At 58.0% G+C, this 25,025-nt stretch carries 23 protein-coding genes; 13 read left to right on the forward strand and 10 right to left on the reverse strand.

Annotation, left to right across the window (positions count from 1 at the left end; all coding sequences use genetic code 11):
- Positions 1–31 precede the first annotated feature (31 nt).
- From RDA78_RS24725 to RDA78_RS24735, 3 genes are all read left to right on the forward strand, one after another.
- Positions 32–1,801, forward strand: a complete 1,770-nt coding sequence (locus RDA78_RS24725; protein WP_434052419.1) for a methyl-accepting chemotaxis protein — start codon at positions 32–34, stop codon at positions 1,799–1,801.
- 74 nt (positions 1,802–1,875) lie between these two features.
- Complete coding sequence (gene gph, locus RDA78_RS24730; protein WP_434052420.1) at positions 1,876–2,541, forward strand: phosphoglycolate phosphatase; 666 nt, start codon at positions 1,876–1,878, stop codon at positions 2,539–2,541.
- 183 nt (positions 2,542–2,724) lie between these two features.
- Positions 2,725–4,593, forward strand: a complete 1,869-nt coding sequence (locus RDA78_RS24735; protein ID WP_434052421.1) for a tetratricopeptide repeat protein — start codon at positions 2,725–2,727, stop codon at positions 4,591–4,593.
- Positions 4,594–4,678: 85 nt separating this feature from the next.
- Here RDA78_RS24735 and RDA78_RS24740 read toward each other — a convergent pair whose 3' ends face one another.
- Both RDA78_RS24740 and RDA78_RS24745 read right to left on the reverse strand, forming a co-directional pair.
- Positions 4,679–5,386, reverse strand: a complete 708-nt coding sequence (locus tag RDA78_RS24740) for a cytidylyltransferase domain-containing protein (protein ID WP_434052422.1) — start codon at positions 5,384–5,386, stop codon at positions 4,679–4,681.
- A complete protein-coding gene (locus RDA78_RS24745) occupies positions 5,386–7,122 on the reverse strand; it encodes a B12-binding domain-containing radical SAM protein (protein ID WP_434052423.1) in 1,737 nt (578 codons plus the stop codon). Before RDA78_RS24745 ends, RDA78_RS24740 begins: the two co-directional genes overlap by 1 nt.
- A gap of 414 nt (positions 7,123–7,536) precedes the next feature.
- Here RDA78_RS24745 and RDA78_RS24750 point away from each other — a divergent pair, with 414 nt between their 5' ends.
- Positions 7,537–8,220 (forward strand): TylF/MycF/NovP-related O-methyltransferase, encoded by a 684-nt coding sequence (locus tag RDA78_RS24750; protein ID WP_434052424.1) that lies wholly within the window; start codon positions 7,537–7,539, stop codon positions 8,218–8,220.
- A gap of 73 nt (positions 8,221–8,293) precedes the next feature.
- On the opposite strand, the gene RDA78_RS24755 is transcribed toward RDA78_RS24750, so the two are convergent.
- From RDA78_RS24755 to RDA78_RS24770, 4 genes are all read right to left on the reverse strand, one after another.
- Entirely contained in the window at positions 8,294–9,007 is a 714-nt protein-coding gene (locus tag RDA78_RS24755) for a class I SAM-dependent methyltransferase (protein ID WP_434052425.1), read from the reverse strand.
- Positions 9,008–9,014: 7 nt separating this feature from the next.
- Complete coding sequence (locus tag RDA78_RS24760) at positions 9,015–9,518, reverse strand: KdsC family phosphatase (RefSeq protein ID WP_434052426.1); 504 nt, start codon at positions 9,516–9,518, stop codon at positions 9,015–9,017.
- A 2-nt stretch (positions 9,519–9,520) separates the two neighbouring features.
- Entirely contained in the window at positions 9,521–10,471 is a 951-nt protein-coding gene (locus RDA78_RS24765; RefSeq protein ID WP_434052427.1) for an N-acetylneuraminate synthase family protein, read from the reverse strand.
- 293 nt (positions 10,472–10,764) lie between these two features.
- Positions 10,765–11,577 carry a ferredoxin--NADP reductase gene (locus RDA78_RS24770; RefSeq protein WP_434056205.1) on the reverse strand — a complete coding sequence of 271 codons (813 nt, stop codon included), beginning with the start codon at positions 11,575–11,577 and terminating at the stop codon, positions 10,765–10,767.
- A gap of 618 nt (positions 11,578–12,195) precedes the next feature.
- On the opposite strand from RDA78_RS24770, the gene RDA78_RS24775 reads away from it, so the two are divergent.
- A complete protein-coding gene (locus RDA78_RS24775; protein WP_434052428.1) occupies positions 12,196–13,230 on the forward strand; it encodes a GlxA family transcriptional regulator in 1,035 nt (344 codons plus the stop codon).
- Positions 13,231–13,282: 52 nt separating this feature from the next.
- On the opposite strand, the gene RDA78_RS24780 is transcribed toward RDA78_RS24775, so the two are convergent.
- On the reverse strand, positions 13,283–14,053 hold the full coding sequence (locus RDA78_RS24780; protein WP_434052429.1) for a sulfite exporter TauE/SafE family protein: 771 nt from the start codon (positions 14,051–14,053) through the stop codon (positions 13,283–13,285).
- A 162-nt stretch (positions 14,054–14,215) separates the two neighbouring features.
- On the opposite strand from RDA78_RS24780, the gene RDA78_RS24785 reads away from it, so the two are divergent.
- Positions 14,216–15,442, forward strand: a complete 1,227-nt coding sequence (locus tag RDA78_RS24785; RefSeq protein WP_434052430.1) for a winged helix-turn-helix domain-containing protein — start codon at positions 14,216–14,218, stop codon at positions 15,440–15,442.
- A gap of 216 nt (positions 15,443–15,658) precedes the next feature.
- Positions 15,659–15,862, forward strand: coding sequence for a YgaP family membrane protein (locus RDA78_RS24790; protein WP_434052431.1), 204 nt, complete (start codon positions 15,659–15,661; stop codon positions 15,860–15,862).
- A 515-nt stretch (positions 15,863–16,377) separates the two neighbouring features.
- Here the strand turns inward: RDA78_RS24790 and tdh are convergent.
- From tdh to RDA78_RS24805, 3 genes are all read right to left on the reverse strand, one after another.
- Positions 16,378–17,418, reverse strand: coding sequence for an L-threonine 3-dehydrogenase (tdh, locus tag RDA78_RS24795; RefSeq protein WP_434052432.1), 1,041 nt, complete (start codon positions 17,416–17,418; stop codon positions 16,378–16,380).
- The gene (locus tag RDA78_RS24800; RefSeq protein WP_434052433.1) at positions 17,415–18,602 is read right to left on the reverse strand and encodes a glycine C-acetyltransferase; all 1,188 of its coding nucleotides are present in this window, start codon (positions 18,600–18,602) and stop codon (positions 17,415–17,417) included. Before RDA78_RS24800 ends, tdh begins: the two co-directional genes overlap by 4 nt.
- Before the next feature lie 108 nt (positions 18,603–18,710).
- Positions 18,711–19,301, reverse strand: a complete 591-nt coding sequence (locus tag RDA78_RS24805) for a helix-turn-helix domain-containing protein (RefSeq protein ID WP_434052434.1) — start codon at positions 19,299–19,301, stop codon at positions 18,711–18,713.
- A gap of 212 nt (positions 19,302–19,513) precedes the next feature.
- Here RDA78_RS24805 and RDA78_RS24810 point away from each other — a divergent pair, with 212 nt between their 5' ends.
- The 6 genes from RDA78_RS24810 to RDA78_RS24835 all read left to right on the forward strand — a co-directional run bounded on the left by RDA78_RS24810 (position 19,514) and on the right by RDA78_RS24835 (position 24,996).
- A complete protein-coding gene (locus RDA78_RS24810) occupies positions 19,514–21,184 on the forward strand; it encodes a formate--tetrahydrofolate ligase (RefSeq protein ID WP_434052435.1) in 1,671 nt (556 codons plus the stop codon).
- A gap of 186 nt (positions 21,185–21,370) precedes the next feature.
- Positions 21,371–22,075 carry a corrinoid protein gene (locus RDA78_RS24815; protein WP_306145139.1) on the forward strand — a complete coding sequence of 235 codons (705 nt, stop codon included), beginning with the start codon at positions 21,371–21,373 and terminating at the stop codon, positions 22,073–22,075.
- Positions 22,038–22,748: a DUF1638 domain-containing protein gene (locus RDA78_RS24820; RefSeq protein ID WP_434052436.1), complete on the forward strand. Its 711-nt coding sequence runs from the start codon at positions 22,038–22,040 to the stop codon at positions 22,746–22,748. Before RDA78_RS24815 ends, RDA78_RS24820 begins: the two co-directional genes overlap by 38 nt.
- Positions 22,749–22,850: 102 nt before the next feature.
- Complete coding sequence (locus tag RDA78_RS24825; protein ID WP_434052437.1) at positions 22,851–23,153, forward strand: virulence factor; 303 nt, start codon at positions 22,851–22,853, stop codon at positions 23,151–23,153.
- Complete coding sequence (locus RDA78_RS24830) at positions 23,146–24,036, forward strand: methylenetetrahydrofolate reductase (RefSeq protein ID WP_434052438.1); 891 nt, start codon at positions 23,146–23,148, stop codon at positions 24,034–24,036. Before RDA78_RS24825 ends, RDA78_RS24830 begins: the two co-directional genes overlap by 8 nt.
- Positions 24,037–24,996 carry a methyltetrahydrofolate cobalamin methyltransferase gene (locus RDA78_RS24835; RefSeq protein WP_434052439.1) on the forward strand — a complete coding sequence of 320 codons (960 nt, stop codon included), beginning with the start codon at positions 24,037–24,039 and terminating at the stop codon, positions 24,994–24,996.
- Positions 24,997–25,025: the final 29 nt, after the last annotated feature.

Genomic DNA, 25,025 nt, shown 5'->3' on the forward strand with positions numbered 1-25,025 from the left:
CTATCTGTGGTTTTGACATGCGCGGCGACACATGAACCTCTTCAAACTAAAGCAAAATCGCTCCGAAAATCTGACGCAGGAACCGGCTGCGCCCGATTCGGACGCAGAGGAACCTTCGCCCGAAACCGAAGACGCACAAGCACCCGAACAGCTGGAATTCGTTCTCGACAGTCTGGAAGATGATCTGCAGGTTGCGGCGAAGACCATCAATGTTGCGGCGGAAAATGTCCAGGACCGTCTCGTCAGCCAGATGGACACCCTTGCGAAAATCCGCCACGACACGCGCTCCTTGTCTGACCAGTCTTCCGTCGCCGACGAAAACGCCTCCAGTCTCGCCTCCTCAATCCAGGAACTGTCCGCCTCCAGCAGCGAGATCGGATCCCAGGTCGGTGTATCGAACGAACTCGCCGACGAGGCCCGGGAAATTGCCGATCAGGCCAATGAAGGCGTTCTGGAGCTGAAAAGCGCGATCGATGACATCGCAAATGTCGTCAGCCTCATTTCCGACATTGCCAAACAGACCAATCTGCTCGCGTTGAACGCAACGATCGAAGCGGCCCGGGCCGGCGAGGCCGGGAGAGGCTTCTCGGTGGTTGCCAGCGAGGTCAAAGCTCTCTCGGTTGAAACGCAGTCGGCGACGGAACAGATCGTTTCGAACATCGAGAAACTGAACCTGTCCGCGGAGCACAGCCTCGGCTCCGTGAACCGGATCATCGAAGTCATCGGCAAGATAAGACCGAGCTTTTCGGCCGTCGAGGACGCCGTGCGGTCCCAGGTGGATACGACCAACCTCATCGGTGAACAGGCCAACAAAACCGCCGAATTCGCACAGATCGTGGTGCAGAAGGCGCAGGCGATCACCGACAGTGCTGCGTCCGCAGAGGAAGGTGGTACGCGCGCCCGCGAAACGGGCTCGCAGATGAGTGTCGCGTCCAGGTCTCTCCAGAGCCGCTTCACGATGATGATCCGGCAAACCGAGTTGGGCAACAGGCGCAGACACGACCGCTTGCCGGTGAAACTGGCGGGTACAGTTTCCAATGGCAGCGCTTCGGGGCGTGGCGAGACGCTCGACATTTCCGAAGGCGGGTGCCTCTTCAAGACATCGGAAGACGTCACGCTGCGCGCGAACGACCTCTTGCAGATCGAACTGAGCGGATTGGGCAATGTCACGGCGAAGCTGGCTGCGGTTTCAGAGAATGGCTTTCACTGCTGTTTTCAGGACCCTGATCCGGCCTTCGAAAATGCCTTGCAGCGAAAAATCGCTTCCATCCATGAGAGTCATGCACGCGAAGTTGAGTGCGCCCGGACCGGAGCCGCCAGAATTGCGGCTGCAATGCAGGGACTCATTTCGATCCGTATCATGTCGATAGATGATCTTTTCGACACCGACTACGCGCCAATCGAAGGAACGAACCCGCAACAGGTGTCAACCCGAGCGCTGCGCCATCTTGAAACCGTCATTCCTGATATTCAGGAAGAGATTCTTTCGGAGGGCAAACCGCATGGAATGGCTTTCTGCGCCTCTGTCGACCGAAACGGCTATCTGCCTGTTCACAATCTGGTCTTTTCCAATCCGCAGCGCCCGGACGACCCCGTCTGGAACACGGCGAACTGCCGCAACCGACGCATCTTCGACGACCGTGCGGGCTTGAGTGCGGCCCGAAACACCCGGCCGTTCCTGATCCAGTCCTATGCCCGCGACATGGGTGGCGGCAACGTTGTCTGGATGAAGGAAGTCGATGCACCAATCCTCATCGATGGCAGGCACTGGGGTGGTTTCCGCACGGCCTACAAGCTCTGACAGGCTGTTCCCGCTTGCCCTCTCCTCACCTTTGAGGTTAGGGAAAAGCCTCGTCATCCTGTCCTGAGGGTCTCATGTCCGTTCTCGTATTCGATCTCGACGGCACGCTTGTGTCGTCGATGGAAGATCTTGTCGCCACGCTCAATGCCGTACTCACCTCGAACGGTCATTCGGCCGTTCCGCAGGAGAAGGTCGTCCATATGGTCGGCATGGGTGCCAAGGTGCTTCTGCAACGCGGACTGGACTACAATGAAACCGCCTGGACCGAGGACACCATCCTGCCGCTCTTTGACCAGTTCATCGAGCACTACGCCGCCAACATCGCGGTGCACACGCGTGCGTTCGACGGCGTTGTTCCCTCACTTGAGCGCTTCAGGAGCGAAGGATGGAAGCTCGCCGTGTGCACCAACAAGGCGGAAAGGCTGACGCTTCCGCTTCTCGAAGAACTTAATCTTGCGAAACACTTTGACGCAGTCGTCGGCGGCGACACATTCCGCGTATCCAAACCGGACGCCGAACCCGTGCATGGGGCGATCGAGCGCGCCGGCGGATCGATCCAGGGGTCCGTCATGATTGGCGACAGCGGCACAGACATCAATGCCGCGCGCAACGCCGGCATTCCCGTGATCGCGGTTGATTTCGGCTACACGCCCGTCCCGGTGAGCGAACTCGGACCAGACAAGGTGATCTCACATTTTGACGAGCTACCGGCAGCGATCGCCGAGGTGACAAGAGCCTGAATACCCAATCGGCGAACGTATTCCAGCCGCACCAAACGCCGCCTCTTCCGCACACTTTGCGTGAGACCGGCTTCTCACCGGACTATCCCCAGCGTATTTGCGTCGTGGGGCGCCCGGTCCTGCGCATGCCGCTGCGTGGCTGATATGCTGTCTTTTACCTGATTCCAACGGGATAAAACCACGATGGCAACGCAGACAGCGCCAAATCCGACACGCGAGAAGATGCTCAAGGGGCTCGGCTATCAGAAGTCTGGCGAGATCGAAAAGGCACAGCGCTGCTACAAACAGGTTCTGAAAAAGCTGCCGAACAACGCCGATGCGCTTCACTTGCTCGGCGTCACCTATCGGCAGCTCGGGTATCCAAAGCGCGCAATTGAATACATTCAGAAAGCCATCGGAGTGAATGCCAACCAAGCGCCGTTCTATGCCAACCTGGCACGAGCGATGATGGATGTCGGCACCGACCCGGAGAGCATGCTCGCGGTTTCTGAAAAGGCTCTCTCGCTCAACCCGCAAGAAAAGGAAGCGCTCAACATCAAGGGAATCGCCCTCACTCGCCTGAAACAGTCGGAAGAAGCAGAAGAAATTTTCCAGCAGTTGCTTGTCAGGTATCCGGATTTCGGGGACGCCTACCGCAACTACGGCCTGCTGCTGAGAGAGAACAAGGACTACAAGAAGGCCATCGCGTTCTTTCACAGAGCCGTTCAGCTCAACCCCGATAATCCTGAAAACTATATTGAAAGATCGCGTTGCCGCCACGAACAGAGAGAGTTCAAAATCGCTGAAGCAGAGCTCGCTGAAGCACTCGAGCGCTTTCCGGACAATGCGGAGCTCAAGCATGAAGCCGCAAGGGTGCTGTTTTCAATCTCACGGACTGATGTGGGTGTGAAATACGCGGAAGAAGCCGTTGCAGACAACCCAAATAACTACCATCGCCTGGTGACGCTTGCCGTCCAGTATCTCATGCTGGGACGCGGTCGCGAAGCCGTCGACACATTTTTGAACGCAAAGAAACTGGCTCCGGAAGGCGCTTCCGGAATCAATTGGAACCTCTCTCTTGCTTATCTCTCGGTAGGCGATTTGACCAACGGCTGGGCCTTGCATCACGCCCGCTTTGGCGACGAAAATTCCACGGCAAACAAACGGCAATTCGACGTTCCCGAATGGGAAGGCGAAGACATTTCCGGCAAAACCGTGCTTGCCTGGTGCGATCAGGGACTCGGCGACGCTCTTCGGGGCTGCACCATGTTGCAGGAATTGATCGAGCGGTCCGGGAAGGTCATTCTGGAAGTCGCGCCGAAGGCCGTACCGTGGTTTCAACGCTCGTTTCCAGCGGCCCAAGTGCGAGCGGCCCAAATAAACCCGGATCTTTCAACGGATAACAACGACTTCGATCTCACAGCCAATGTTGTAGACATCGCAAAGTTTTTCCGTCCGGATTTGCAGTCGTTTCGAAACGCCAGCAATCCCTCATTTTCCTTCGATCTCGGTCTCGCGCGCACATTTTTTGAACGTTTGAAGAGCCGAGCTGACAAGCCGATTGTCGGCGTCGGTTGGCGGTCACGGAACCTCGAGATCTACCGCGCACGGTACTACCTCTCCGCCCCCGAATTTTATCCGATCATCGACATGGAAGACGTCACCTTCGTCAACCTGCAGTATCTCAGCGCACTTAAGGAGATCGAGTTCTTCGAAGCCAAATCGAAGGGTGCGTTTGTCAATTTCGAGGATGTCGATCTTTTCGACGATCTGGAAGCGGCTGCGGCCCTGACGGCTTGCTGTGATGTCGTCGTTTCAGCCAATGTCAGCGTCACGGAGATTTCAGGCGTGCTGGATGTTCCAACCATACGCTTCGGACCACAGGAAGCAGCGCTGACGCTTGGTCAGGACGGTGTTCCCTGGCATCCGTCGACAACCTACCTGCGCATGGATGAAAACAAGCTTGCGGTCGACATGGTTCCGACAATCAGGCAAACGCTCGAGGAGCATCTCAAGGACTTCGACCCGTCACGGCGCAACGAGCGGCTTCAACTCGGCACCGGAACAGGCTGACACGCAGGTTTGGAGTGTCAGGTTTCGCTTGGGGTGACGGTTGCGGGCGTAACGCCATTTAACAGATTGTCGGCTCTTTTCCCGCTCAGAGATAGTTCTTTTCCATCAGGAATTCTGCGAAGTAGAAGTCGATTTCCGTATCGATATCCACGATACGCACGGTATCGGGGACGACATATCCAACCGTTTCCGGCGACATCATGTGTGCATTCAACGAGCCGACATGATCGGCTGAAATCACCATTGCCCATGATGTAAGCTCGAAGCATTCCGGATAGTCCTGGCGGCGGTAGTACCTGTTGCCATCATATTCCACGAATGTCTTGAGAGAGCCGTCGGTTTCCCGCTTTGCACACAGAAAGGGATGGGTCTCCGGCTGTTTCAGCCCGATGACACTGTGGCATCCGGGGTTGTCCAGATAGTAGCGGAGCAAGTCTTCCAGAAGCCCCGGCGTCCGAAACGGATAGGTTGGATAGAGCACGAGCACGGCATCGAATTCGTCGCCCTGGCTCCGGCGTGAGCTGATGAAGTCTGCGACGACAGCCTGCATCGTGGTGTCGGACCGCCCCAGATGATCCGGACGCCGGTACGCAACGGCGCCTGCCGCCTTGCCAATCTCAAGATAGGTATCGCTGTCACTGTTGATGAATGTTTCACTGATCATGCTGCATTCAAGCGCGGGACGAATGCTGTGTGCCATCAATGGCTTGCCGGCAAGGGAGCGGACGTTCTTGTCGGGTAGACCCTGGCTGCCGGCGCGCGCGGGCACCATCGCTACGAACTTCTTGGTCATTACATTCCCAAAACAGCGTCATGATCCTGTGCGTCGAGTTTCTCGCGCACATAAACAAAGTCGTCGTCAGACAAGCTGCTGAAGTTCAGGGGTCTGCCGCTTTCGTTCGTGATCATTTTCGTAGCGTCGTTCAGTTCAAGCACGTATAGCCTGAAATTGTCGTCGCCTACAGGCTGTCCTGTTTTCCGATCGAATTTGAGGTTGAACACGTCGCCAAGCGTCGCCCGGACGCGCGGATGCCGGAACATCTCGGTGCCCGGATATGCGGTCGCGGTAAAGATGGAAGTGTTGATAGAAGCAATCGCATCTTCATAGTCAGGCGTGCCGGTGGTCAGGCCCTCCGTCACGAGATCCTGCTGCCACCTGATGAAACCCAGACTTGTCTGAAGCTGCTCCAGCGTTTCACCCGGATAGCCCATGATCCATGTGCAGTTGCCATGAATGTCGGCTTCAAGCGTATTGCGAATACCTTGTGTCATGGCTCTGGGAAATTCGAAGCCATTGTACATCTCCGTGCCGCTGGAGAGCATGAAGCCACCCTTGCCCATGTCCTCAAGGACCTGAGGAGACGCCGACTCGGCACCAAACCCGATGTAAATACAGCCGGCCCGCCGCATTTCCCTGACCCGGAGTACCTTCGCGCTGCGATAGCCGCCGTTTCTGTCGGGCCGCAGATCGGCTGCTTCATCCAGCCTGCCATGTGCGCCCCAGCGCAGTTGTCCGCGCGCCGCATAGGGCTCGAGAATATCGGCGAGGGCCGAAATGCGTTTCGGGCTCACCATGAAATTGTCGTCCATCAGGCCGATGAAATCGACACCATAACGGCTTTGATACTCTACGAACTCGGTCGCAAGATTTTCGGCACTGCGGACACCGTAGTTGCGTTCTCCCTGCGCGCCACGGAAGCAGAACTTGCATTCGAACGGGCACCCGCGGCTCGATACCGTGGAGATGCTGCGTTTGACTTCAAAACTGGTCGCCGAGCTGTTCTTGGCGCTGCCACCCCACACGGGGACATTGAGGTATTCCTCAAGCACCTTGAAGCCGTCGACATCCTCCAGCATCAGGTCGTAGGCAGGCAATGGCAGGCTATCAAGGTTCGCGGGTCTGCCGCCGTGATAGACAAATCGCGGCCGCCCGTCCCTCGTTTCACGGTAGAACGGCGATAACAGGCCTGCGTTCAACGCCCGTTCGAAGCCCTTGTCTCTCATTGCCTTGGCATCCAGCGCGATCTTCACGACAATGTCGTCGCCTTCGCTGTGTGCCACCGCATCCAGTTCAGGAATCCAGTTTAAGAGATCAGCGCGGAACTGCGTTGCCAAACCACCGCCACTGACAAGCATCGCATCCGGGTCGAGTTCGCGCACGATCCTGGCGACTTCCGTCTGCCAGCGAAGTGTCGTGATCAGTCCGGACAGTCCGATCAGATGCTGGCCGCCGGCTCTTTCCAACGTGCGGCCAATCAAGCCGCGGGCTTCGGCGATCGTCAAGGAACGGCCTGTATCCAGGCCCCGCCGCGCGGCATCTTCGTCCCTGATACGATAGATGTTCAGATCAATGATTGCCGGCTCTGCGCCATATTCCCGCAATCTGGCGGCGAGCAATGCGGGTCCGACCGGCGGGTTGTTGGGTTTGGCCTGTTCCCGGATCGGCATATTGATGAGTGTCGCCTTTACTCCCTTGAGAGCGTCGGGCTGCAAACTGTTCAGGAAACTGTTGGTGGCAACTAAGTTCATTCTTCAAGCCGTCTGGTTTGATTGATATTCCTTGGCCGAGTTGCTCGCCCAGACATCCGGCACCCGATAAGGCCATTGACGCGATCGCGGCCGATCCTCGTCCGGTGTGGAGATTTGGAGTTACGCTGAACAGTTTCCAAAGGGCAATTTGCCGTATGATTCTCTTCTTCCGGAAAGGATCACACGCGAGTCGTGAGACTACAAGTGAAACGCGATTATAAAACCGAGTTTAACTGTTGAAATGATTTTCAAAATGGAAATTAAACTGCTCAAACCATGCAATAGAACAGCGACCGAGTAAAACTGTTGATAATTGAAAGAACGAAAACTGTCGGGAAAGAGTGCAATTGAGTAATATCGTTGAAAATGCAATGCGTTTGGTGTTCAGCTTTTGTAACTGGAGAAGGAACGCGTATGACTTCTGCGAGCGCGCGCATCGTTCAGGGCATTTCGGCCGAAGATGTGTGGGACTTCGAGAATGGTTACCACTGGTTCTCTGACCCGACACGCCTGAACAAGGCGCTGGCCCACTACGAGCTTTACAAAATGATCACTGGCCTCCCGGGCGATGTCGTCGAACTGGGTGTGTTCAAGGGTCTTTCCCTCATTCGATTTGCGACCTTTCGCGCAGCGCTCGAAGATGTTTCTTCCCGCCGTGTCATCGGTTTCGATGCGTTTGGAAAGTTTCCGCGCACCGGACTTTCGCGGTCTGAGGACCTGGGATTCATCGAAGCCTATGAATCACAGGCAGGCGACGGTCTTTCCAAACCCGAGCTTGATGGAATTCTGCAGCAGAAAGGCTTTGCAAATTTCGAGCTGGTGGAAGGCAATGTCTTTGAAACCCTGCCGGAATACCTCAAGGCAAATCCGGCGCTTCGGATCTCCCTGTTGCACCTCGACATGGATGTTCTGGAGCCCACCGAATTCGCGCTCGATCTGCTTTACAGCCGCGTTGTGAAGAACGGGCTGGTTGTTTTCGACGACTACCAGGCCACCGTTGGCGCCACCATTGCGGCGGATAGCTTTATCGAAAAGCACGGCCTTTTTCTCGAAAAGCTGCCTTTCTACAAACAACCCGCTTTCGCGCGAAAGTCTTAGGAACGAGCCGGTTTTTGCTTCAACCTGGCGGCAGCCGAGATAAATCAGAGGATTGGGCGGTCGAGCGGCAGCCCTATTGCGGTTTATGGCAAATGCCGAAGAGGCATGTGTTCTTGAAGCCGGTTGTCAGCGTTGCTTCCTGCGTCACCACTTCGATATCGGATGGCCTGAAATGACGGGACAGCAGTGACAGGAAATCTGCGCGCGTCAGTTCACCGAGATGATACGCATTGTCTTCACTCGGGCCCGAGACGCCGCTTCTGGCTTCCGGACTGCTCACCACAAGCACCCCGCCGGGAACCAGCGCATCCCTGAGCGAACCAATCAAGCGGTCCTGCCGGTCAATTTCGATGTGTTCCAGCCCCTCGATGCATCCGACAACATCATAGCTTTCGCGCGCCAGATCGGGATTGCAAAGGTCGCCAAAACCATAATCGGCCTGAAAGCGGCCATAGACGCGTCTTGCGTATTCGACCGTGGTCTTGTCGAAATCGAGACCCTGGTAGACGATATGCAGAGGGCTCAGAATTTCGGCTGCATACCCGCTGCCGCAGGGGAAATCGAGGACGCGCAGATCCGGGCGGCAGAACAGTCCGAGCTGAAAGTAGCGCGCCATGTGGCGAGCCACGGTATCCCTCATGTCAACGCCCGGAATATCGGTCGCGTTGACGACGACCCTCTCGCCGCTTTCACTTACGAATTCGTCGTCCTTCAGGTAAAGCCGCTCCTTGTCGCTTCCACCCAGAAAAAGTGTTTGCCTGTCCGAGCCCATAGACACAGCTACCATTGTCCCCTCAATCCAAAACCTCCGATACCAGTTCGCGCTCGATCAAGTGATCACACAATTCGCGCAGGGCACCGTTTCCCCCCGCAGATTGCAGCACGATCTTGCAGATGTCCTTGACCTCCGGACGTGCGTTGCTTGGTGCGACCGGCAAGCCGCTGGCCGCCAGGCATTCAAGATCGTTGATGTCGTCGCCGATATAGGCAAGTTCCTGCCACGACAAGCCGTTGCGCTGCCTCCAGTCATCCAGCACCGGCAGCTTATCCTTGACGTTGTGCACGCACTCCATTTGAAGCTTTCGCGCACGTGCTGCGACCACGCCGTCACTTTCCCTCGACAGAACAAGAAGTTTAACCCCGCGCACGCGCAGCATTTCCATACCCATGCCGTCAGCCCGGCTGCATCGGACGAACTCCCGTCCGTCCATGTCGAGAAGTACCGTGTTGTCGGTGTGCACGCCGTCGAAATCGGTTACGAGCGCCTTAATTTGCGCGCGCGCCGCTGCGCCCTGCACCTCTAGGAAACCTTGTTCAGCAGCAACCGATCGGTCTCGTTTGCGCTGGATTCGCGCCACTTGAGTTTGTGACGTTGGGCCACCTCGACGTCGAGTATTTCCTTTTCCTTGTAATTCAGTGCCGCCGAAACCTCCCGGACACCGTCGCACAACTGGCGAAGGCCATCGGGTTCGAGACTGGCCGCGTGGTCGGTTCCCTTCCAGTTGCAATCGAGCGTGAAGTGACGCTCGATATATCTGAAGGGACCGCGCCTGAAGCGTGCTTCACCGCTCATGCCGACCGCGACGGCCGCCATATCGACCGCCGTGCCGATATGGTGACCGGAAAATCCAACCGCTGCTATTCGCTCGCCGTAGAGGTCCTGCAGGCGATTGATCTCGAGCAGGCAGACTTCATCAAATGGAACAGGATATCCGGATGTGCAGGCATAGACGACCAGATCGCGTGCGCGTCCCATTTTTTCATAAAATTCGACAGTTGAAGACAGCTCACGTCCGGTGGTCATTCCGGTCGAAACGTGGATCATGCCGTCGAAATTTCTGCAGAGGTACTCCTGCACATCGTAGTTCAGGTTTGTTGCCGACGGCACCTTGATCATCGAAGGCTTGAGAGCCGCTACTTCCTGAGCGGAAGTCAGATCCCACACCGACGTGGAGTACTCGATCCCCCGCCTGCGGCACTCCTGCTGCAATTCGCTATGCTGCCCTATGGAGAACTCGAGGTACTCCCTGTGCTCGCCATATGTGCGCCCGTATGAATTTGCGGGAACGGGATGCGGCCTGTTGTAGATATCGGGCGGAATCAGGCTTCTGTTGTGACGCTTTTGAAACTTGGCAACGTGAGCGCCGCAATATCCGGCTGCCGTTTCAATCATCCGGCAGGCAATATCCATGTCGCCAAGATGATTGCACCCGATTTCCGCGATAACCTGGATTTCGCTATCAAGTTTCATGAGCCGGGCTTGCTTCCAACACTGGTCTAAATGTCACTGTCACTCCAGCGACAACAGTCCAGTAAAACGCTCCCGGATACAAATACATAAAAGTACTTTTCCCACGATATTTCCCGCCGCAACAGAAGCGGTCTTCGCGGATCTCCGGACGAGGGATCACGGTTCATCAACGGGCCCGGCCGCAGGGACCGGACCGGCCCCGCTCACGCCTGGGAGGCGCTCAGTGCTACGCCGGCCTCATGCAGGCCGGCGCTTCCGACAACTGCCCTGAGCGCCTTGAGCGCCCCGGCGGTTTAGCCGACGAACGCGCGTTCGACGACAAACTCCGCCGGCTTGTTGTTGGCGCCCTCGGTCAGACCGGCTTTTTCAAGCAAGACCTTGGTGTCCTTGATCATGTCCATCGAACCGCAGATCATGCCCCGGTCTACGGCCGGATCCAAAGGCGGCACTCCAAGATCATCAAAGAGCTTCCCGCTCTCAATGAGGTCGGTAATCCTGCCCTGGCGCGGAAAGTCCTCACGAGTGACAGAGGTATAGTGGACGAGCTTGTCCTTTGCGAACTCCCCGATCAGCGGATCGTTGATGGTCTCCGCCACAAGATCTTCACCGTATTTCAGCTCGGCAACTTCGCGGCAGGTGTGTGTCAGGATGACCTGGTCGAACTTTTCGTAGGTGTCGGGATCACGGATCAGGCTCGCGAACGGCGCGATGCCGGTGCCGGTCGAGAACATGTAGACGCGCTTGCCAGGGATCAGCGCATCGTTCACAAGTGTCCCTGTTGGCTTCTTCTTCATCAGGATCGCGTCACCCGGCTGGATCTTCTGAAGATGAGAGGTCAGCGGGCCGTCCGGAACCTTGATCGAAAAGAACTCCAGTTCTTCATCCCATGCAGGGCTGGCGATCGAATACGCTCTGTAAAGCGGCTTGCCGTCGATCATGAGGCCGATCATGACAAACTCGCCGGAGCGGAAGCGGAAGCTTGCGGGACGGGTCATGCGGAACCGGAACAGGCGGTCGGTGTAATGCTGAACCGTTTTCACTTCTTCAACGAAGACATTCGCAGGAACGGCGGCTTCAAGATCAGATGGTTTGGCGAGTACATTCATATCTTTTGAAATCCGTAGGTCTTCACGCATCAGGGGTTCTGCTCCATGTAGACCACGGCCGCATTGACTTGAAGCAACGCAAATCCACGAATTGTCCGCTTCGCAAAAAAAACATTCTAAAATGATCCTTGAAACTAGTGAATTGGCGAAATCGTGTTTCGAAGCGACGATCGCGAGCGTCTGTTCGACGGGAAAATAGCTCAACAGACAGTCCGAGTAAAACGTCATCAGTTACAGGCCTCCACGGATAGTTCGGCTCTGGAAATCATCCGTCTCCTGCGCGGGAATTGGTTTGCGAGTCCAGCTTCTCCAAAGTCGCACGCGCCCTTCCAAAAGATCGCACAGGAAAACCCCGATCCGGACGTCTTGCGTTGTGCATCCGTATTCTTACGTGCATAGCGCACGAGAGCACCGGCGCCCAGTTTCCGGCATGTAAATCATGGTCGCTTACTTCACCAACGGGTGTCGGGCGAGGAAGCAGCGAAGGCGACATTCACATGACGTTCCCGCAAAGTTGCTTGAGATCGATTTTTTTTATTTGACAGACAAATAAAAAAAGCAAAAATTACTGATCAAATAAAACAAAGCATAATAATACCTTCCAATGAGGTAAAGTAAATGTCCGGACGCACGCACGAAGAAACAGGCCAGTCCATAGCATTTGTGCTTATGGACAGGTTCTCCATGAATGCATTCGCCAGTGTCATTGAGCCGCTGCGATTAGCAAACCGGCTTCTCGGCCGCGAGTATTACGAGTGGACTACTTATTCGCTGGATGGAAATTCAGTCGTAGCCAGCAATGGCTGCGAAGTCATGGCCAATAAATCTATTCGTGAACTTATAGATGCCGATGTTACACTGTTATGTACCGGCATCGATGTCGAGCGGCTTCCGCTGGATGCGGACCTTGGGAACAAACTCAGGCGTTTGAATGCGATGGGCCGCACCTTTGGCGCGATCTGCACGGGCGCCTATCTTCTGGCACGCTACAACCTTCTCGATGGCAGACGCTGCACCATCCACTGGGAAAATCTGCGATCCCTCAGGGAAGAGTTCCCGGATGTCGAAGTGACGTCCGACATTTTCGCCATCGACCGGAACTGCATCACCTGCGCGGGTGGCATGGCCTCGCTTGACATGATGCTGCGCCTGATTGCGATCCAGCATGGCGCGTATCTCGCGCATGAAATCGCGGAGGTTGCGCTCTACCAGAACATGCGCTCCGGCGAATCCGCGCAGCGGCACGACATCGAGGCCCGGACAGGCATCTCGAACGCGAAGATCCTCGACGCAATCCGCATCATGGATCTGCATATTGAAGACCCGCTCAGCTGTCAGCAGCTCGCGATGACCGTCAGTCTGTCGCCTCGCCAGCTGGAACGCCTGTTCCGCCGGCATTTCAACTGCACGCCAGGTCAGTACTATCTGCGCCTGCGCCTGGAGACGGCCCGCGATCTGCTTCGGCGCACCAGCCGTCCGGTGCTCGACGTTGCCCTCGCCTGCGGCTTCGCGTCCACCTCGCACTTCACCAAGTGTTACCGGGAGCGATTCCTGTGCACGCCGACCGAGGAACGGCAGTCTTACCAATGGGCCAACACCAAGACGACGTCGGGTGTCGGCACCGCAGCGCCCATGCGACTTGTTGCGAAGTAGCACGGTCCAAAACAGACCTGGATTTCAAAGCGCCGCCTCCCGGGCGGCGTTTTCATTGGACAAGCCGCAAGACACCAAGGGGAACGAGGTAAAGCCCAAGCGCAAGAATCGCGAGCTGAATCAATCTGCGGAACGCCGTGTCGGAGAAACGGCGCCGGAAACGCCGGCCGGCCCATACACCGGTCAAGGCCGGGACAACCAGCGCGATGGAGGCCAGCATTTCAACGCCGCCAATGAGACCGAACCCGCCGAGGGACAACCCCAGGGCAACGGTTGACAGCAGGAACAGAAGGCCCATTGCCTGAATCAGCGCGTCCCGCTGCAGGCCCAGCGCCTGAAGATACATGATGCCCGGAACGACGAAGGCACCCGTCAGGCCCGAGAAAACGCCGTTCACCATTCCGGCGGCGATCCCGACAGGAACGGCATGCCTGTCCTGAAGCAGAAACGAGAATCCGGCGAGCATCGGCAGCGCATAGGCCACCATCAGCAAGCCCAGAACCAGATCGGCCACGCCCTCCGGTACCCTGGTCAGAATGAAAGTGCCCGCGCCCAGGGTCAGGACGGCGGTCGCAAGGAACGGCCAAAGCCTTCCGATCAACACCTTGAGATATCCACCTGACAGGGCCTGCCAAACGTTGGTCAAAAATGACGGCCAGAGAATCAGGAGCATGGCTTTTTCGATCCCGACGAAAACGGTCATCAGTCCCAGACCAATCGCGGGCAGGCCGAACCCGACAAGCCCTTTCACAAAGCCGGCAAAAACAAAGACGAGCCCCGCGATTGCGATCAGGCCCGGGCTCAGTCCAAACAAATCACTCACACCCGTGTCCTGCCGCCCTTGTGCTCACCTGTCGTCACGACTTTTAGTGCGTGTCGATACGCGCCGCAATGTCGGCATCAACGGCCACAGTACAAATGATGGCGGTGTAAACGATCTGAAATCGGATTTCGCAGCCACCACTATGGTGTTACTGTGCTCTCCATGAATGCCACGCCCCTGCCAAGACTATCCAACTCAAAAGCCCGCCGACTGTTTCTGAACAAACACGGTCTTTGCACGCCTCCAAAGGGAAACGGCAAGGGCGACGATCTGTGTGCAGTCTTTGATCAACTCGGCTTCGTTCAGGTGGACAGCATCAATACGGTCGCGCGTGCACACCACATGATTCTTGCTGCACGACGGCCTGCCTACAAGGAAAAGAACCTGAAACTCCACCTGGAGCGGGATCGTCTTGTGTTCGAGCACTGGACCCATGACGCGTCGATCATCCCGACGAAGTTCTTTTCCCATTGGCAGCTGCGTTTTGAACGCGACCGGGAGCGGCTGATCAAACGATGGCGCAACTGGCACCAGAACGAATTCGAACAGAAACTGGACGATGTCCTGAAGCGGATCAGCGACCACGGCCCCGTCACCTCCGCGAGCGTTGGAGAAGACGAAAACCGCAGTTCGGGCGGCTGGTGGGAATGGCATCCGTCCAAGACCGCGCTGGAGTTTCTCTGGCGCACCGGCGAGCTCTCGGTCTGCCGGCGCACGGGGTTTCAGAAGGTCTATGATCTGACAGAGCGCGTGATCCCGGATGGCCATCGAAACACGATCCACGAGTCCGAGGATACGATCGATTGGGCCGCGAGGTCGGCACTTTCCAGGCTCGGGTTCGCGACGTCCGGAGAGATTGCCGCTTTCTGGGATCTGATATCGCCGCAGGAAGCAAAGACCTGGTGCCAGAACGCTCTTGCGGACGGGACCATCGTTGAAGCCGAGATTGAATGCCAACATGGCGATTTCCGGCGCGTTTTCCTTTTTCCGGAAACGCTTGCCGAACTGGACGATCTTCCGGAGCCCCCATCCCGGGTGCGGATCCTGTCGCCCTTCGATCCTGCCTTGCGCGACCGCAAGCGCGCGGAGCGGCTATTCGGCTTTGCCTACCGGATCGAAATCTTCGTTCCCGAGCCCAAGCGGCGTTACGGCTACTACGTTTTCCCCGTGATGGAGGGCGATCGTCTGATCGGGCGGATCGACATAAAGGCGCAGCGGGACAAAGATCGGCTTCAGGTTCGCGCCTATTGGCCCGAAGAAGGCGTCAGGGCAAGCAAGGGACGGCTCGCCAAACTGGAAGCAGAGCTTCAGAGAATGGCCCGGTTCAGCGGCTGTTCGGATGTCGGTTTCGATCCGGGTTGGCAGAGAAATTCGGACCCGGCGCTCTGAGCCCTGTTTTTTTCGCGGCGATAAGAACGAGAGCACACGCTCGTAAAGACGCGCCCGGGCAAACGACCTGCAACCTATCCGCCTGAAAAAGTGCCGCTCCTTTGATGCGTGTACACTTCCGCGTGACGAGGATAAAATCCGGGTTTTCGGACTGGTGCGATAAGCATCGATCCTTTATATTCACATTTGCGAAATTATGAATGTAAGGAGCTGAAAATGACTGTTGAACGCGCAATTCTTCTTGTGGTCGGTACGTTGATTGTCGCCTCCGTGCTGCTTGCGGTGTACATCAATCTCAACTGGCTCTGGCTCACTGGTATCCTCGGGGCGCATCTCGTGCAGGCTTCCTTTACGGGGCTGTGCCCGGTCGTGATGATCCTGAAAAAACTCGGTCTGCCGCAAAAGTCGGGTTTCGCCTGAACCGGCGGACCAGTTTCTCCCTCGTCCAGGCAACAATCTGTCTTCCCGGACAAAGCCGAATGCGACGGCCTAGGAGACGAAGGCAAACCTTGGCGGAACACCCATGCGCGCCGCCGCGCCTCCCCGGCCCGGGATCTGAGTTGTTGCTTGCCTGGGACCCGTCATTCCGGACAAGCGCAGTGCCAGCTGCGCGCCGATCCGGGAACCAGATGTATTTCGCGCCGAAGGTGCGTCTGTCGGCTTTAGTCTTGGCGTTCGCGTTCGCTTCGCTCACGCATATTACCGGATTCCAGATCGTCGTTCGGCATCGCCGCACCTGTCTGGAATGACGGCGGTAGGGACCGTCCCACTCTCCGTATTTCCCGTGTTGGTCTCAAAACCGTGAAGGAGGGTTTCGTCCATGTTGGCTTGTCATCCCTGCGCAAGGGGGGATCAGCGATCTGGCCCCGCTGAGCCATCGCACCTCAGGATGAGATAGTTTGCAGATCGGTTCTGCCGCATGGCGTTGCCCCGTGTCACATCCAGCTGAGGACCACCTTACCCGCCTCGCCCGACTTCATGGCGGCAAAGCCTGCTTCGAAGTCATCGACGCCGAAACGGTGCGTGATCACGTTGCGCACGTTGAGACCGTTCTGGAGCATGGCGATCATCTTGTACCAGGTCTCGAAGATCTCGCGGCCATAGACGCCCTTGATCGTGATCGCCTTGAAGACGACCCGGGACCAGTCGACGGGCGACTTGCCGGGCGGAATGCCGAGCAGCGCGATGCGCCCGCCCATGACAAGATTTTCGACCATCTGATCCAGTGCGGCCTGACTTCCCGACATTTCCAGCCCGACGTCGAAACCTTCGCGCATGCCCAGTTTCTGCTCGATCCCCTTCAGGTCCTGTTCGGCAACATTCACGGGCACAACATCCGTGACTTTCGCCGCCAGATCGAGCCGCGCCTGGTTGATGTCGGTGATGACAACATTGCGCGCACCGACATGGCGCGCAACGGCAGCCGCCATGATCCCGATGGGTCCGGCACCTGTCACCAGAACATCCTCGCCCACAAGATCGAAACTCAGAGCCGTGTGAACCGCATTGCCAAGCGGGTCAAGGATCGCGCCGATTTCGTCGTCGATTTCATCCGGCAGCGGCACCACGTTGAACGCTGGCAAACGCAGATATTCCGCGAAAGCGCCCTGCTCGTTGACACCAATCCCACGTGTTTCCGGATCGAGGTGAAACTTGCCCGCCCGTGACTGGCGGGATTGCTTGCCGATCAGATGCCCCTCGCCGGAGCATCTCTGGCCGATTTCAAACTCGGTGACGTTCTTGCCGAGTTCGACGATTTCGCCGGCAAACTCGTGTCCCGTGATCAAGGGAACCGGCACTGTTTTCGCGGCCCAGTCGTCCCAGTTCCAGATATGAATGTCGGTTCCGCAAATGCCGGTCTTGTGAACCCTGATCAGAACGTCATCGGGTCCGATCTCCGGCACTGGAGCGCGGGTCATCCAGAGGCCTTCTCGCGGCTCCTGCTTGGAGAGCGCCTTCATCTGGTTGCTGCTCATGACAGAACCCCTGTCGCCTTGCCTGCCCTTTCAAAAGCAGAAAGGGCCCGGTCAAGCTGTTCATGCGTGAGAGCGGCGTTCATCTGGGTGCGGATACGCGCCTGACCGCGCGGCACGACAGGGAAGAAGAATCCGGCAACGTAGACGCCTTCCTCGAACAGCTTCGCGGCCATTTTCTGCGCCAGTTTCGCGTCCCCCAGCATGACCGGTATGATCGGGTGCTCGCCGGCGAGAAGCTCAAACCCGAGCGCTTCAAGGCCCGAGCGCCAATAGTCCGCATTGTCGAACAGGTGACGCCTCAGATCGTCGCCCTCCTCCACCAGCCGGATCGCCTCAAGCCCGCTCATGACGACCGCCGGCGGCAGGGAGTTTGAGAAGAGGTAGGGCCGCGCGCGCTGGCGCAGCAGGTCGATGACGGGCTGCGGGCCGGCGATATAGCCGCCGATGCCTCCGCCCAGCGCCTTGCCGAGCGTTCCAGTCAGAATGTCCACGTCGACGCCGAAATGGGCCGGTGTTCCAGCGCCCTTCGGCCCCATGAACCCGGTGGCATGGCAGTCGTCGACCATCACCACCGCATCGTACGTCTGCGCCAGCGCCGTGATCTCGGGAAGCTTCGCGAGATATCCGTCCATGGAAAAGACACCATCGGTGGCGATCATGACATGACGGGCGCCATCGGCACGCGCTTCCTTCAACTTGTCTTCAAGATCCGTCATATCGGAATTCGCATAACGGTAACGCTTGGCCTTGCACAGCCGGATGCCGTCGATGATCGAGGCGTGATTGAGCGCGTCCGATATGATCGCGTCCTCCGGACCGAGGAGCGGTTCGAACAGGCCGCCATTGGCGTCGAAACAGGCAGCGAACAGGATAGAATCGTCCTTGCCGAGAAACTGCGCCAGCCGCTGCTCCAGCTCGCGGTGAATGTCCTGCGTGCCACAAATGAACCGCACGGATGCCATGCCGTATCCCCTCGGCTCAAGCGCTCTGCGCGCGGCCTCCTCAAGCGCCGGATGATTGGCAAGCCCCAGATAGTTGTTGGCGCACAGGTTGATGACCTCGCGCCCGTTCACCTCGATCACACCGCCCTGTGGCGATGAAATTTCCCGTTCCTTCTTGTAAAGGCCCTCGGCCTCGATTTCTTCAAGGATGCCAGAGATGTGGGACAGGAAAGCGTTGCTCACGGCGAAGCTCCGATAAAGTGGACACTCTATCCACTATATCGGAATTTTCCTTCAATAGAAAGCGATCACGTCCGGTATAGCGGATTTTTGATCCGAGGCAGGAGAGTTCTAAAACTTCACAACCATGAGGATCGCGCGTGCGGGGCCGTCAATGGCTTCGATGGCGTGCGGAACGTCCGCGGCATAGCGGGCCGTGTCACCGGTATTGATTGTGCCGTTGGCAACTCCGGATGTCACCGCGAGACGGCCTTCCTGGGCAATCAGCTGTTCGCGGGTGCCGCGCGCATGCGGCTTGCTGTCAAGCTTGCCACCTTCTTTGAAGACGAGTTCGTAGACCTCGAGCTTGCCTGCATCCTGCGGAGCGGAGAGGATACGGATCTTGCAGCCGTCACCGGCCCGGTCGAGTGCAGGCGTCTGGTGTTCGTGCAGGATTTCCACCCGGTCCTCGGCAACTTCCTCTCCGAGGAGACCTGCGAAATCGACATTCAGCGCCCGGGTGAGATTGAGCAGTGTCGCGACCGTCGGATTGGACTCGCCGCGCTCGATCTGGCTGACCATCGATCTCGAAACACCGGAGATCTTTTCGACCGCTTCCAGAGAGAGGCCCTGTGCGCGTCGTGCCTGCTTCAGGCGCTCAGGCAGCCGGGAGAGAATATCAGAATCTGTCATAACGGAAATAAAGTCAGTTTCGCGCGCCATTGCAATTGCTCTTTTGCGGCATGTGCTTGCGGAACGAGGCGTTTCCTGACGTGTTGCCCGATGTCCATGAGCCATCGTCGTTTCCAAAGTGCATCCTGTCGCAAACGGAACAGATGCTGCACTGCGCTCTCACATAGCGTTCCGGGCACTGTCAGCGGCCCCGTCCCGACTGACCCGATCCAGTTTTCAAGGACATGCCGCGGAGATACCCAATGGCAAGCGATATCGAAATTGCCCGTGCAGCCAAGATGAAACCGATCCAGGAGATCGGTGAGCGCCTCAACATTCCGGACGAGGCTCTCCTGCCCTACGGCCGGACGAAAGCCAAGGTCTCGGCCGATTATATCAATGCTCTCGGTGAGCACGAGAACGGCAAACTGATTCTTGTGACCGCGATCAACCCGACGCCGGCCGGCGAAGGCAAGACCACCACGACGGTCGGCCTCGGCGACGGTCTCAACAAGATCGGCAAGAACGCGATGATCTGCCTGCGCGAGCCGTCTCTCGGCCCGTGCTTCGGCATGAAGGGCGGCGCTGCCGGCGGCGGTTATGCCCAGGTCGTACCAATGGAAGACATCAACCTGCACTTTACCGGTGACTTCCACGCCATCACGTCGGCACACAACCTGCTTTCGGCCCTGATCGAGAACCACATCTACTGGGGCAACGAACTTGGCATCGACCAGCGCCGCGTGACCTGGCGCCGTGTCCTCGACATGAACGACCGTGCCCTGCGCTCAATCGTCTGCTCGCTCGGCGGTGTCGCCAACGGCTTCCCGCGCGAAGGCGGTTTCGACATCACGGTTGCCTCCGAAATCATGGCGATCCTGTGCCTTGCAACCGATCTGGAAGATCTTCAGAAGCGCCTCGGAGACATCATCGTCGCCTATCGCCGCGACCGTACGCCGATCTACGCACGCGACATCGAAGCAGACGGCGCCATGACCGTTCTCCTCAAGGAAGCGTTGCAGCCGAACCTGGTGCAAACGCTGGAAAACAATCCGGCCTTCATTCATGGTGGCCCGTTCGCCAACATTGCGCACGGCTGCAATTCCGTCGTGGCGACCCAGACGGCTCTCAAGCTTTCCGACTACGTTGTCACCGAAGCCGGCTTCGGTGCCGATCTCGGCGCCGAGAAGTTCTTCGACATCAAGTGCCGCAAGGCGGGTCTCTCCCCGGACGCGGTGGTCATCGTCGCAACCATCAAGGCGCTGAAAATGAACGGCGGCATCGCCAAGGATGATCTCGGCACCGAGAATGTCGATGCGGTCGTCAAAGGCTGCGCCAACCTTGGCCGGCATATCGAGAACGTCAAACAGTTCGGCGTTCCGGCCGTCGTTGCGATCAACCACTTCACCGCGGACACCGAAGCCGAAGTCCAGGCGGTCAAGGACTACTGCTCAGAACTCGGCGTCGACGCGATCCTGGCGACGCACTGGGCGAACGGCTCCGCAGGCACGGAAGAGCTGGCCAAGCGCGTTTCGGAGCTCGCCGAAAGCGGCGCCGCGCAGTTCGCACCGCTTTACGAAGACAGCCTGTCGCTGTTCGAAAAGATCGAGACGATCGCCAAGCGGATCTACCGGGCCGACGAAGTGCTCGCCGACAAATCCGTGCGCGACCAGCTCAAGCGCTGGGAGGCCGACGGCTTCGGCGACCTGCCCGTCTGCATGGCCAAGACGCAGTATTCCTTCTCCACTGACCCGCAGCTGCGCGGCGCACCGACCGGGCACAGCCTGCCGGTCCGAGAAGTTCGCCTGTCGGCAGGTGCCGGTTTCATTGTCGCGATCTGCGGCGAGATCATGACCATGCCCGGTCTGCCTCGGGTTCCGTCGGCAAACCACATCCGTCTGGACGGCAACGGCCAGATCGAAGGTCTGTTCTGATCTGTCCGGACCAGAACAGCTAACTCGGGCGGGTCAATCGACCCGCCCTTTTCTTTGTGACCGCCGGTTTACCGGCACTGTCGCGTAAGCGACTTGCCGTGTCGCATTGAAGATATCGGCAAATCAGCCTTCAGGCATAAGGTTTTATACTAAGTTCTAGTCACTTGCGCCCTGTTGGAGCTGCCCATGTCCGATGAAGAAGATATCGATCTCGCGTCCCTTTCCGACGACGAACTCGTCGAACAGATGCATGACGACCTTTATGACGGTTTGCAGGAAGAGATTGTTGAAGCCGTGAACATCCTGCTGGAACGCGGATGGGTACCCTATGACATCCTGACGAAGGCGCTTGTCGAAGGCATGCGCATCGTCGGCATCGACTTCCGCGACGGCATCCTGTTCGTGCCGGAAGTGCTCCTGTCCGCCAACGCCATGAAGGCCGGGATGGGCATCCTGCGTCCGCTGCTGGCGGAAACCGGTGCACCGAAGGTCGGCAAGATGGTCATCGGCACCGTGAAGGGCGACATTCACGACATCGGCAAGAACCTTGTTTCCATGATGATGGAAGGCGCGGGTTTCGAGGTGATCGACATCGGCATCAACAACCCGGTCGAGAACTACCTCGCCGCGCTTGAAGAGCACCAGCCCGAGATCCTCGGCATGTCGGCGCTTCTCACCACCACCATGCCTTACATGAAGGTCGTGATCGACGAAATGAAGGCCAAGGGCATCCGCGACGATTACATCGTTCTCGTGGGCGGTGCGCCGCTCAACGAAGAGTTCGGTGAAGCGGTCGGAGCGGACGGTTACTGCCGCGACGCGGCTGTGGCCGTTGAAATGGCGAAGGACCTGATTGCCCGCCGCCACAACCAGCTCGCCGCCAAAGGCTGAGACGGTGTTCGAAGGGGCTGCCGGGATGCAGGTGGACGAGCCCCTTTTCCCGATCCAGAACGACGAGGACGCGAACGACAAGTTCGGTCGCGTCCTCATCATTGCCTGCGGTGCGCTGGCACGGGAAATCATCGCGGTGCGCGATCTGAACGGTCTAGATCACGTTGATCTCACCTGCCTTCCGGCACAGCTTCACAACACGCCAGACAAGATTCCCGACGAAGTGCGGCGCACGATCCTGCTGCACAAGGACGCGTACTCGGAAATCCTGATCGGCTATGGCGATTGCGGCACTGGCGGTCTCCTCGACAAGGTGCTTGAGGAAACAGGTGCAAAGCGGATCGAAGGCGCGCATTGCTATGCTTTCTTTTCCGGCCTGGAGGAATTCGACAAACTGGCGGAAGAGGAACTGGGTACCTTCTACCTCACCGATTTCCTCGCGCGCCACTTCCAGTCGATGGTCATCGAACCGCTCGGTCTGGACTGGCACCCCCACCTGAGGGACATGTATTTCGCCCATTACAAGCGCCTTGTGTATCTCGCACAGACCGACAATCCGGATCTTGAAAGAGCCGCCCGCGAAGCTGCCGAAAGGCTGGAGCTCACCTTCGAGATCAGGCGAACCGGCTATGGTCTTCTTTCCGGTTTTCTGGGCGCAGAGGCAGAGCGTTGACGCGCGGTCCGTGCAAGTCGGATTTTCACGCTCGCATGCCGCTATCAGGCGACCTGAATCGAATTGCATCCGGCAATCATGCTCTCGGAGGAAGATGAGCACATGGCGCAAAAGATCATTGTATTCTGGCGGGATATCCCGGCACAGATCCTGGTGAAAAAGGGCCGCAAGTCCGCACGCCGCGAACTGCCTGCCGTTTTCATGGAAGCGATCGACGCCTGCGCCATGCGGATCGGTGCAAAGGACAGCGAAGCCTACATGGCAGAGTGGCGCCGCACAGACCCGGTCGAAGTCTCGGACGATCTTGAAACAGAAGCGGAAACGGCCCTGAGCGAGCTGCTTGTCGCTTATCCCAAAGACAGATTGAAAACCCTGCTCGCAAGTGGAGGCACGGAACATGACTGAACAGCGCTTATTGGCCACCGGGCGCTTTGCCGCCTCCACCGAAATGTCGCCGAAGCAGGTGGTCGAGAAGACAGAACTGCTTGCGAATATCCCGGCTGGCACGCAGGTTTATGTCACCGATCTCGGCAATGTTTCGGAGGACATGATCGTCGACGCGGTGCGCACCCTGACCGACAACAAGCTGATCGCCGTTCCGCACATGGCGGCGCGGCGTTACCCTTCGCACGAGGCCTTCGAGCGCCGGATCACGCGCCTCGTCAACGAAGGCGGCGCAACCGAGGTGCTCGCGATTGCGGGTGAAGCCGAAACGGCCGGTCCCCTCACCTCGTCGGTTGCTCTTCTCGAGACGGGACTGTTCAACAAGCTCGGCATCCGCAAGATCGCGGTTGCCGGCCATCCCGAAGGCGCTCCGGACATCGCGCCCGACGTAATCCGGTCATTCCTGATGCGCAAGCATAAGCTGGCTGCTGAAAGCGATGCCGAATTCCGCATTGTAACCCAGTTCGGCTTCGATCCGCACCGTGTCAGCCTGTGGCTGGACGAACTGCGTGAGTGGGGCAATGCTTTCCCTGTTCACATCGGCGTTGCAGGCCCGGCCAAGATGACAACGCTCCTGAAATATGCCGCCTTTGCCGGCGTCGAGAATTCGCTGAAGTTCCTGAAAAAGCGCGGCGGCGCCGTCGTATCGATGCTCGCCGGCTACGACCCGGAGACCATGGTCGAGCCATTGGAAGCGCGCGTCACTAGCCAGCCCGACGCTCAGCTCGCCCAGATCCATGTCTATCCCTTTGGCGGCATCCAGAAGACTGCAGACTGGCTGCATGGCCGCGGGAGCTGGTCTTTTCAATCCTCATCATCCATGACTGCCAACGAGAGCGCCTAAATGACACGCACAGTCGTCGCATCCGCCACCAGGGAAATCGTGATCGGTTTCGATCAACCGTTCTGTGTCATCGGCGAACGGATCAATCCGACCGGCCGCAAGAAGCTTGCGGCAGAAATGGTTGCAGGCAATTTTGAAACCGTGAAGTCGGACGCACTCGCGCAGGTGGCCGCAGGCGCAACGATGCTCGATGTCAATGCAGGAGTGACGGCGGTCAATCCGAACGAGACCGAACCGCCGCTTCTGGTCAAGACTCTCGAGATCGTTCAAGAGCTTACTGACATTCCCTTATCAATCGATTCATCGGTGACCGAAGCCATCAAGGCCGGTCTTGAAGTGACCAAAGGCCGCCCGCTGGTGAACTCGGTGACCGGCGAGGAAGAAAAGCTTGAAGCCATCCTACCGCTGATCAAGAAATTCGACGTACCGGTCGTTGCGATCTCGAACGACGAGACCGGTATTTCGGAAGATCCGGACGTCCGGTTCGCGGTCGCCAAGAAAATCGTCGAGCGCGCGGCCGATTTCGGCATCCCGTCGCACGACATAGTCGTCGACCCGCTGGTCATGCCGATCGGAGCCATGGGCACGGCCGGTCAGCAAGTGTTCAGGCTGGTGCGCCGTCTGCGCGACGAACTGAAGGTCAACACGACCTGTGGCCTTTCCAACGTCTCGTTCGGTCTCCCGCACCGGCACGGCATCAATGCCGGCTTCATCCCGATGGTCATCGGCGCAGGCATGACATCCGCCATCATGAACCCGTGCCGCCCGCAGGAAATGGAAGCCGTGCGCGCCGCCAACGTTCTGAACGGAACCGACCCGAACTGCCAGGAGTGGATCATGACTTATCGCGATCACCAGCCCGCAGCCGGCGGCGCAGCCCCAGCGCCCGCGGAAGCGGCCGGCGGTTCCGGCGGTGGACGGCGCAGGGGTGGCCGTGCTGCGCGAAGGTCTGCGGGATAACTGATTTGGTGTTTGTTGCCGCCGCTCTG

It is taken from the genome of Roseibium sp., assembly GCF_051016195.1.
Classification (GTDB): Bacteria; Pseudomonadota; Alphaproteobacteria; order Rhizobiales; family Stappiaceae; genus Roseibium.

Coding starts and splice junctions, on each gene's coding strand:
- RDA78_RS24725 (WP_434052419.1), top strand. CDS start 32: ATGAACCTCTTCAAACTAAAGCAAAATCGCTCCGAAAATCTGACGCAG.
- gph (WP_434052420.1), top strand. CDS start 1,876: ATGTCCGTTCTCGTATTCGATCTCGACGGCACGCTTGTGTCGTCGATG.
- RDA78_RS24735 (WP_434052421.1), top strand. CDS start 2,725: ATGGCAACGCAGACAGCGCCAAATCCGACACGCGAGAAGATGCTCAAG.
- RDA78_RS24740 (WP_434052422.1), bottom strand. CDS start 5,386: ATGACCAAGAAGTTCGTAGCGATGGTGCCCGCGCGCGCCGGCAGCCAG.
- RDA78_RS24745 (WP_434052423.1), bottom strand. CDS start 7,122: ATGAACTTAGTTGCCACCAACAGTTTCCTGAACAGTTTGCAGCCCGAC.
- RDA78_RS24750 (WP_434052424.1), top strand. CDS start 7,537: ATGACTTCTGCGAGCGCGCGCATCGTTCAGGGCATTTCGGCCGAAGAT.
- RDA78_RS24755 (WP_434052425.1), bottom strand. CDS start 9,007: ATGGTAGCTGTGTCTATGGGCTCGGACAGGCAAACACTTTTTCTGGGT.
- RDA78_RS24765 (WP_434052427.1), bottom strand. CDS start 10,471: ATGAAACTTGATAGCGAAATCCAGGTTATCGCGGAAATCGGGTGCAAT.
- RDA78_RS24770 (WP_434056205.1), bottom strand. CDS start 11,577: ATGAATGTACTCGCCAAACCATCTGATCTTGAAGCCGCCGTTCCTGCG.
- RDA78_RS24775 (WP_434052428.1), top strand. CDS start 12,196: ATGTCCGGACGCACGCACGAAGAAACAGGCCAGTCCATAGCATTTGTG.
- RDA78_RS24785 (WP_434052430.1), top strand. CDS start 14,216: ATGAATGCCACGCCCCTGCCAAGACTATCCAACTCAAAAGCCCGCCGA.
- RDA78_RS24790 (WP_434052431.1), top strand. CDS start 15,659: ATGACTGTTGAACGCGCAATTCTTCTTGTGGTCGGTACGTTGATTGTC.
- tdh (WP_434052432.1), bottom strand. CDS start 17,418: ATGAGCAGCAACCAGATGAAGGCGCTCTCCAAGCAGGAGCCGCGAGAA.
- RDA78_RS24805 (WP_434052434.1), bottom strand. CDS start 19,301: ATGGCGCGCGAAACTGACTTTATTTCCGTTATGACAGATTCTGATATT.
- RDA78_RS24810 (WP_434052435.1), top strand. CDS start 19,514: ATGGCAAGCGATATCGAAATTGCCCGTGCAGCCAAGATGAAACCGATC.
- RDA78_RS24815 (WP_306145139.1), top strand. CDS start 21,371: ATGTCCGATGAAGAAGATATCGATCTCGCGTCCCTTTCCGACGACGAA.
- RDA78_RS24825 (WP_434052437.1), top strand. CDS start 22,851: ATGGCGCAAAAGATCATTGTATTCTGGCGGGATATCCCGGCACAGATC.
- RDA78_RS24830 (WP_434052438.1), top strand. CDS start 23,146: ATGACTGAACAGCGCTTATTGGCCACCGGGCGCTTTGCCGCCTCCACC.
- RDA78_RS24835 (WP_434052439.1), top strand. CDS start 24,037: ATGACACGCACAGTCGTCGCATCCGCCACCAGGGAAATCGTGATCGGT.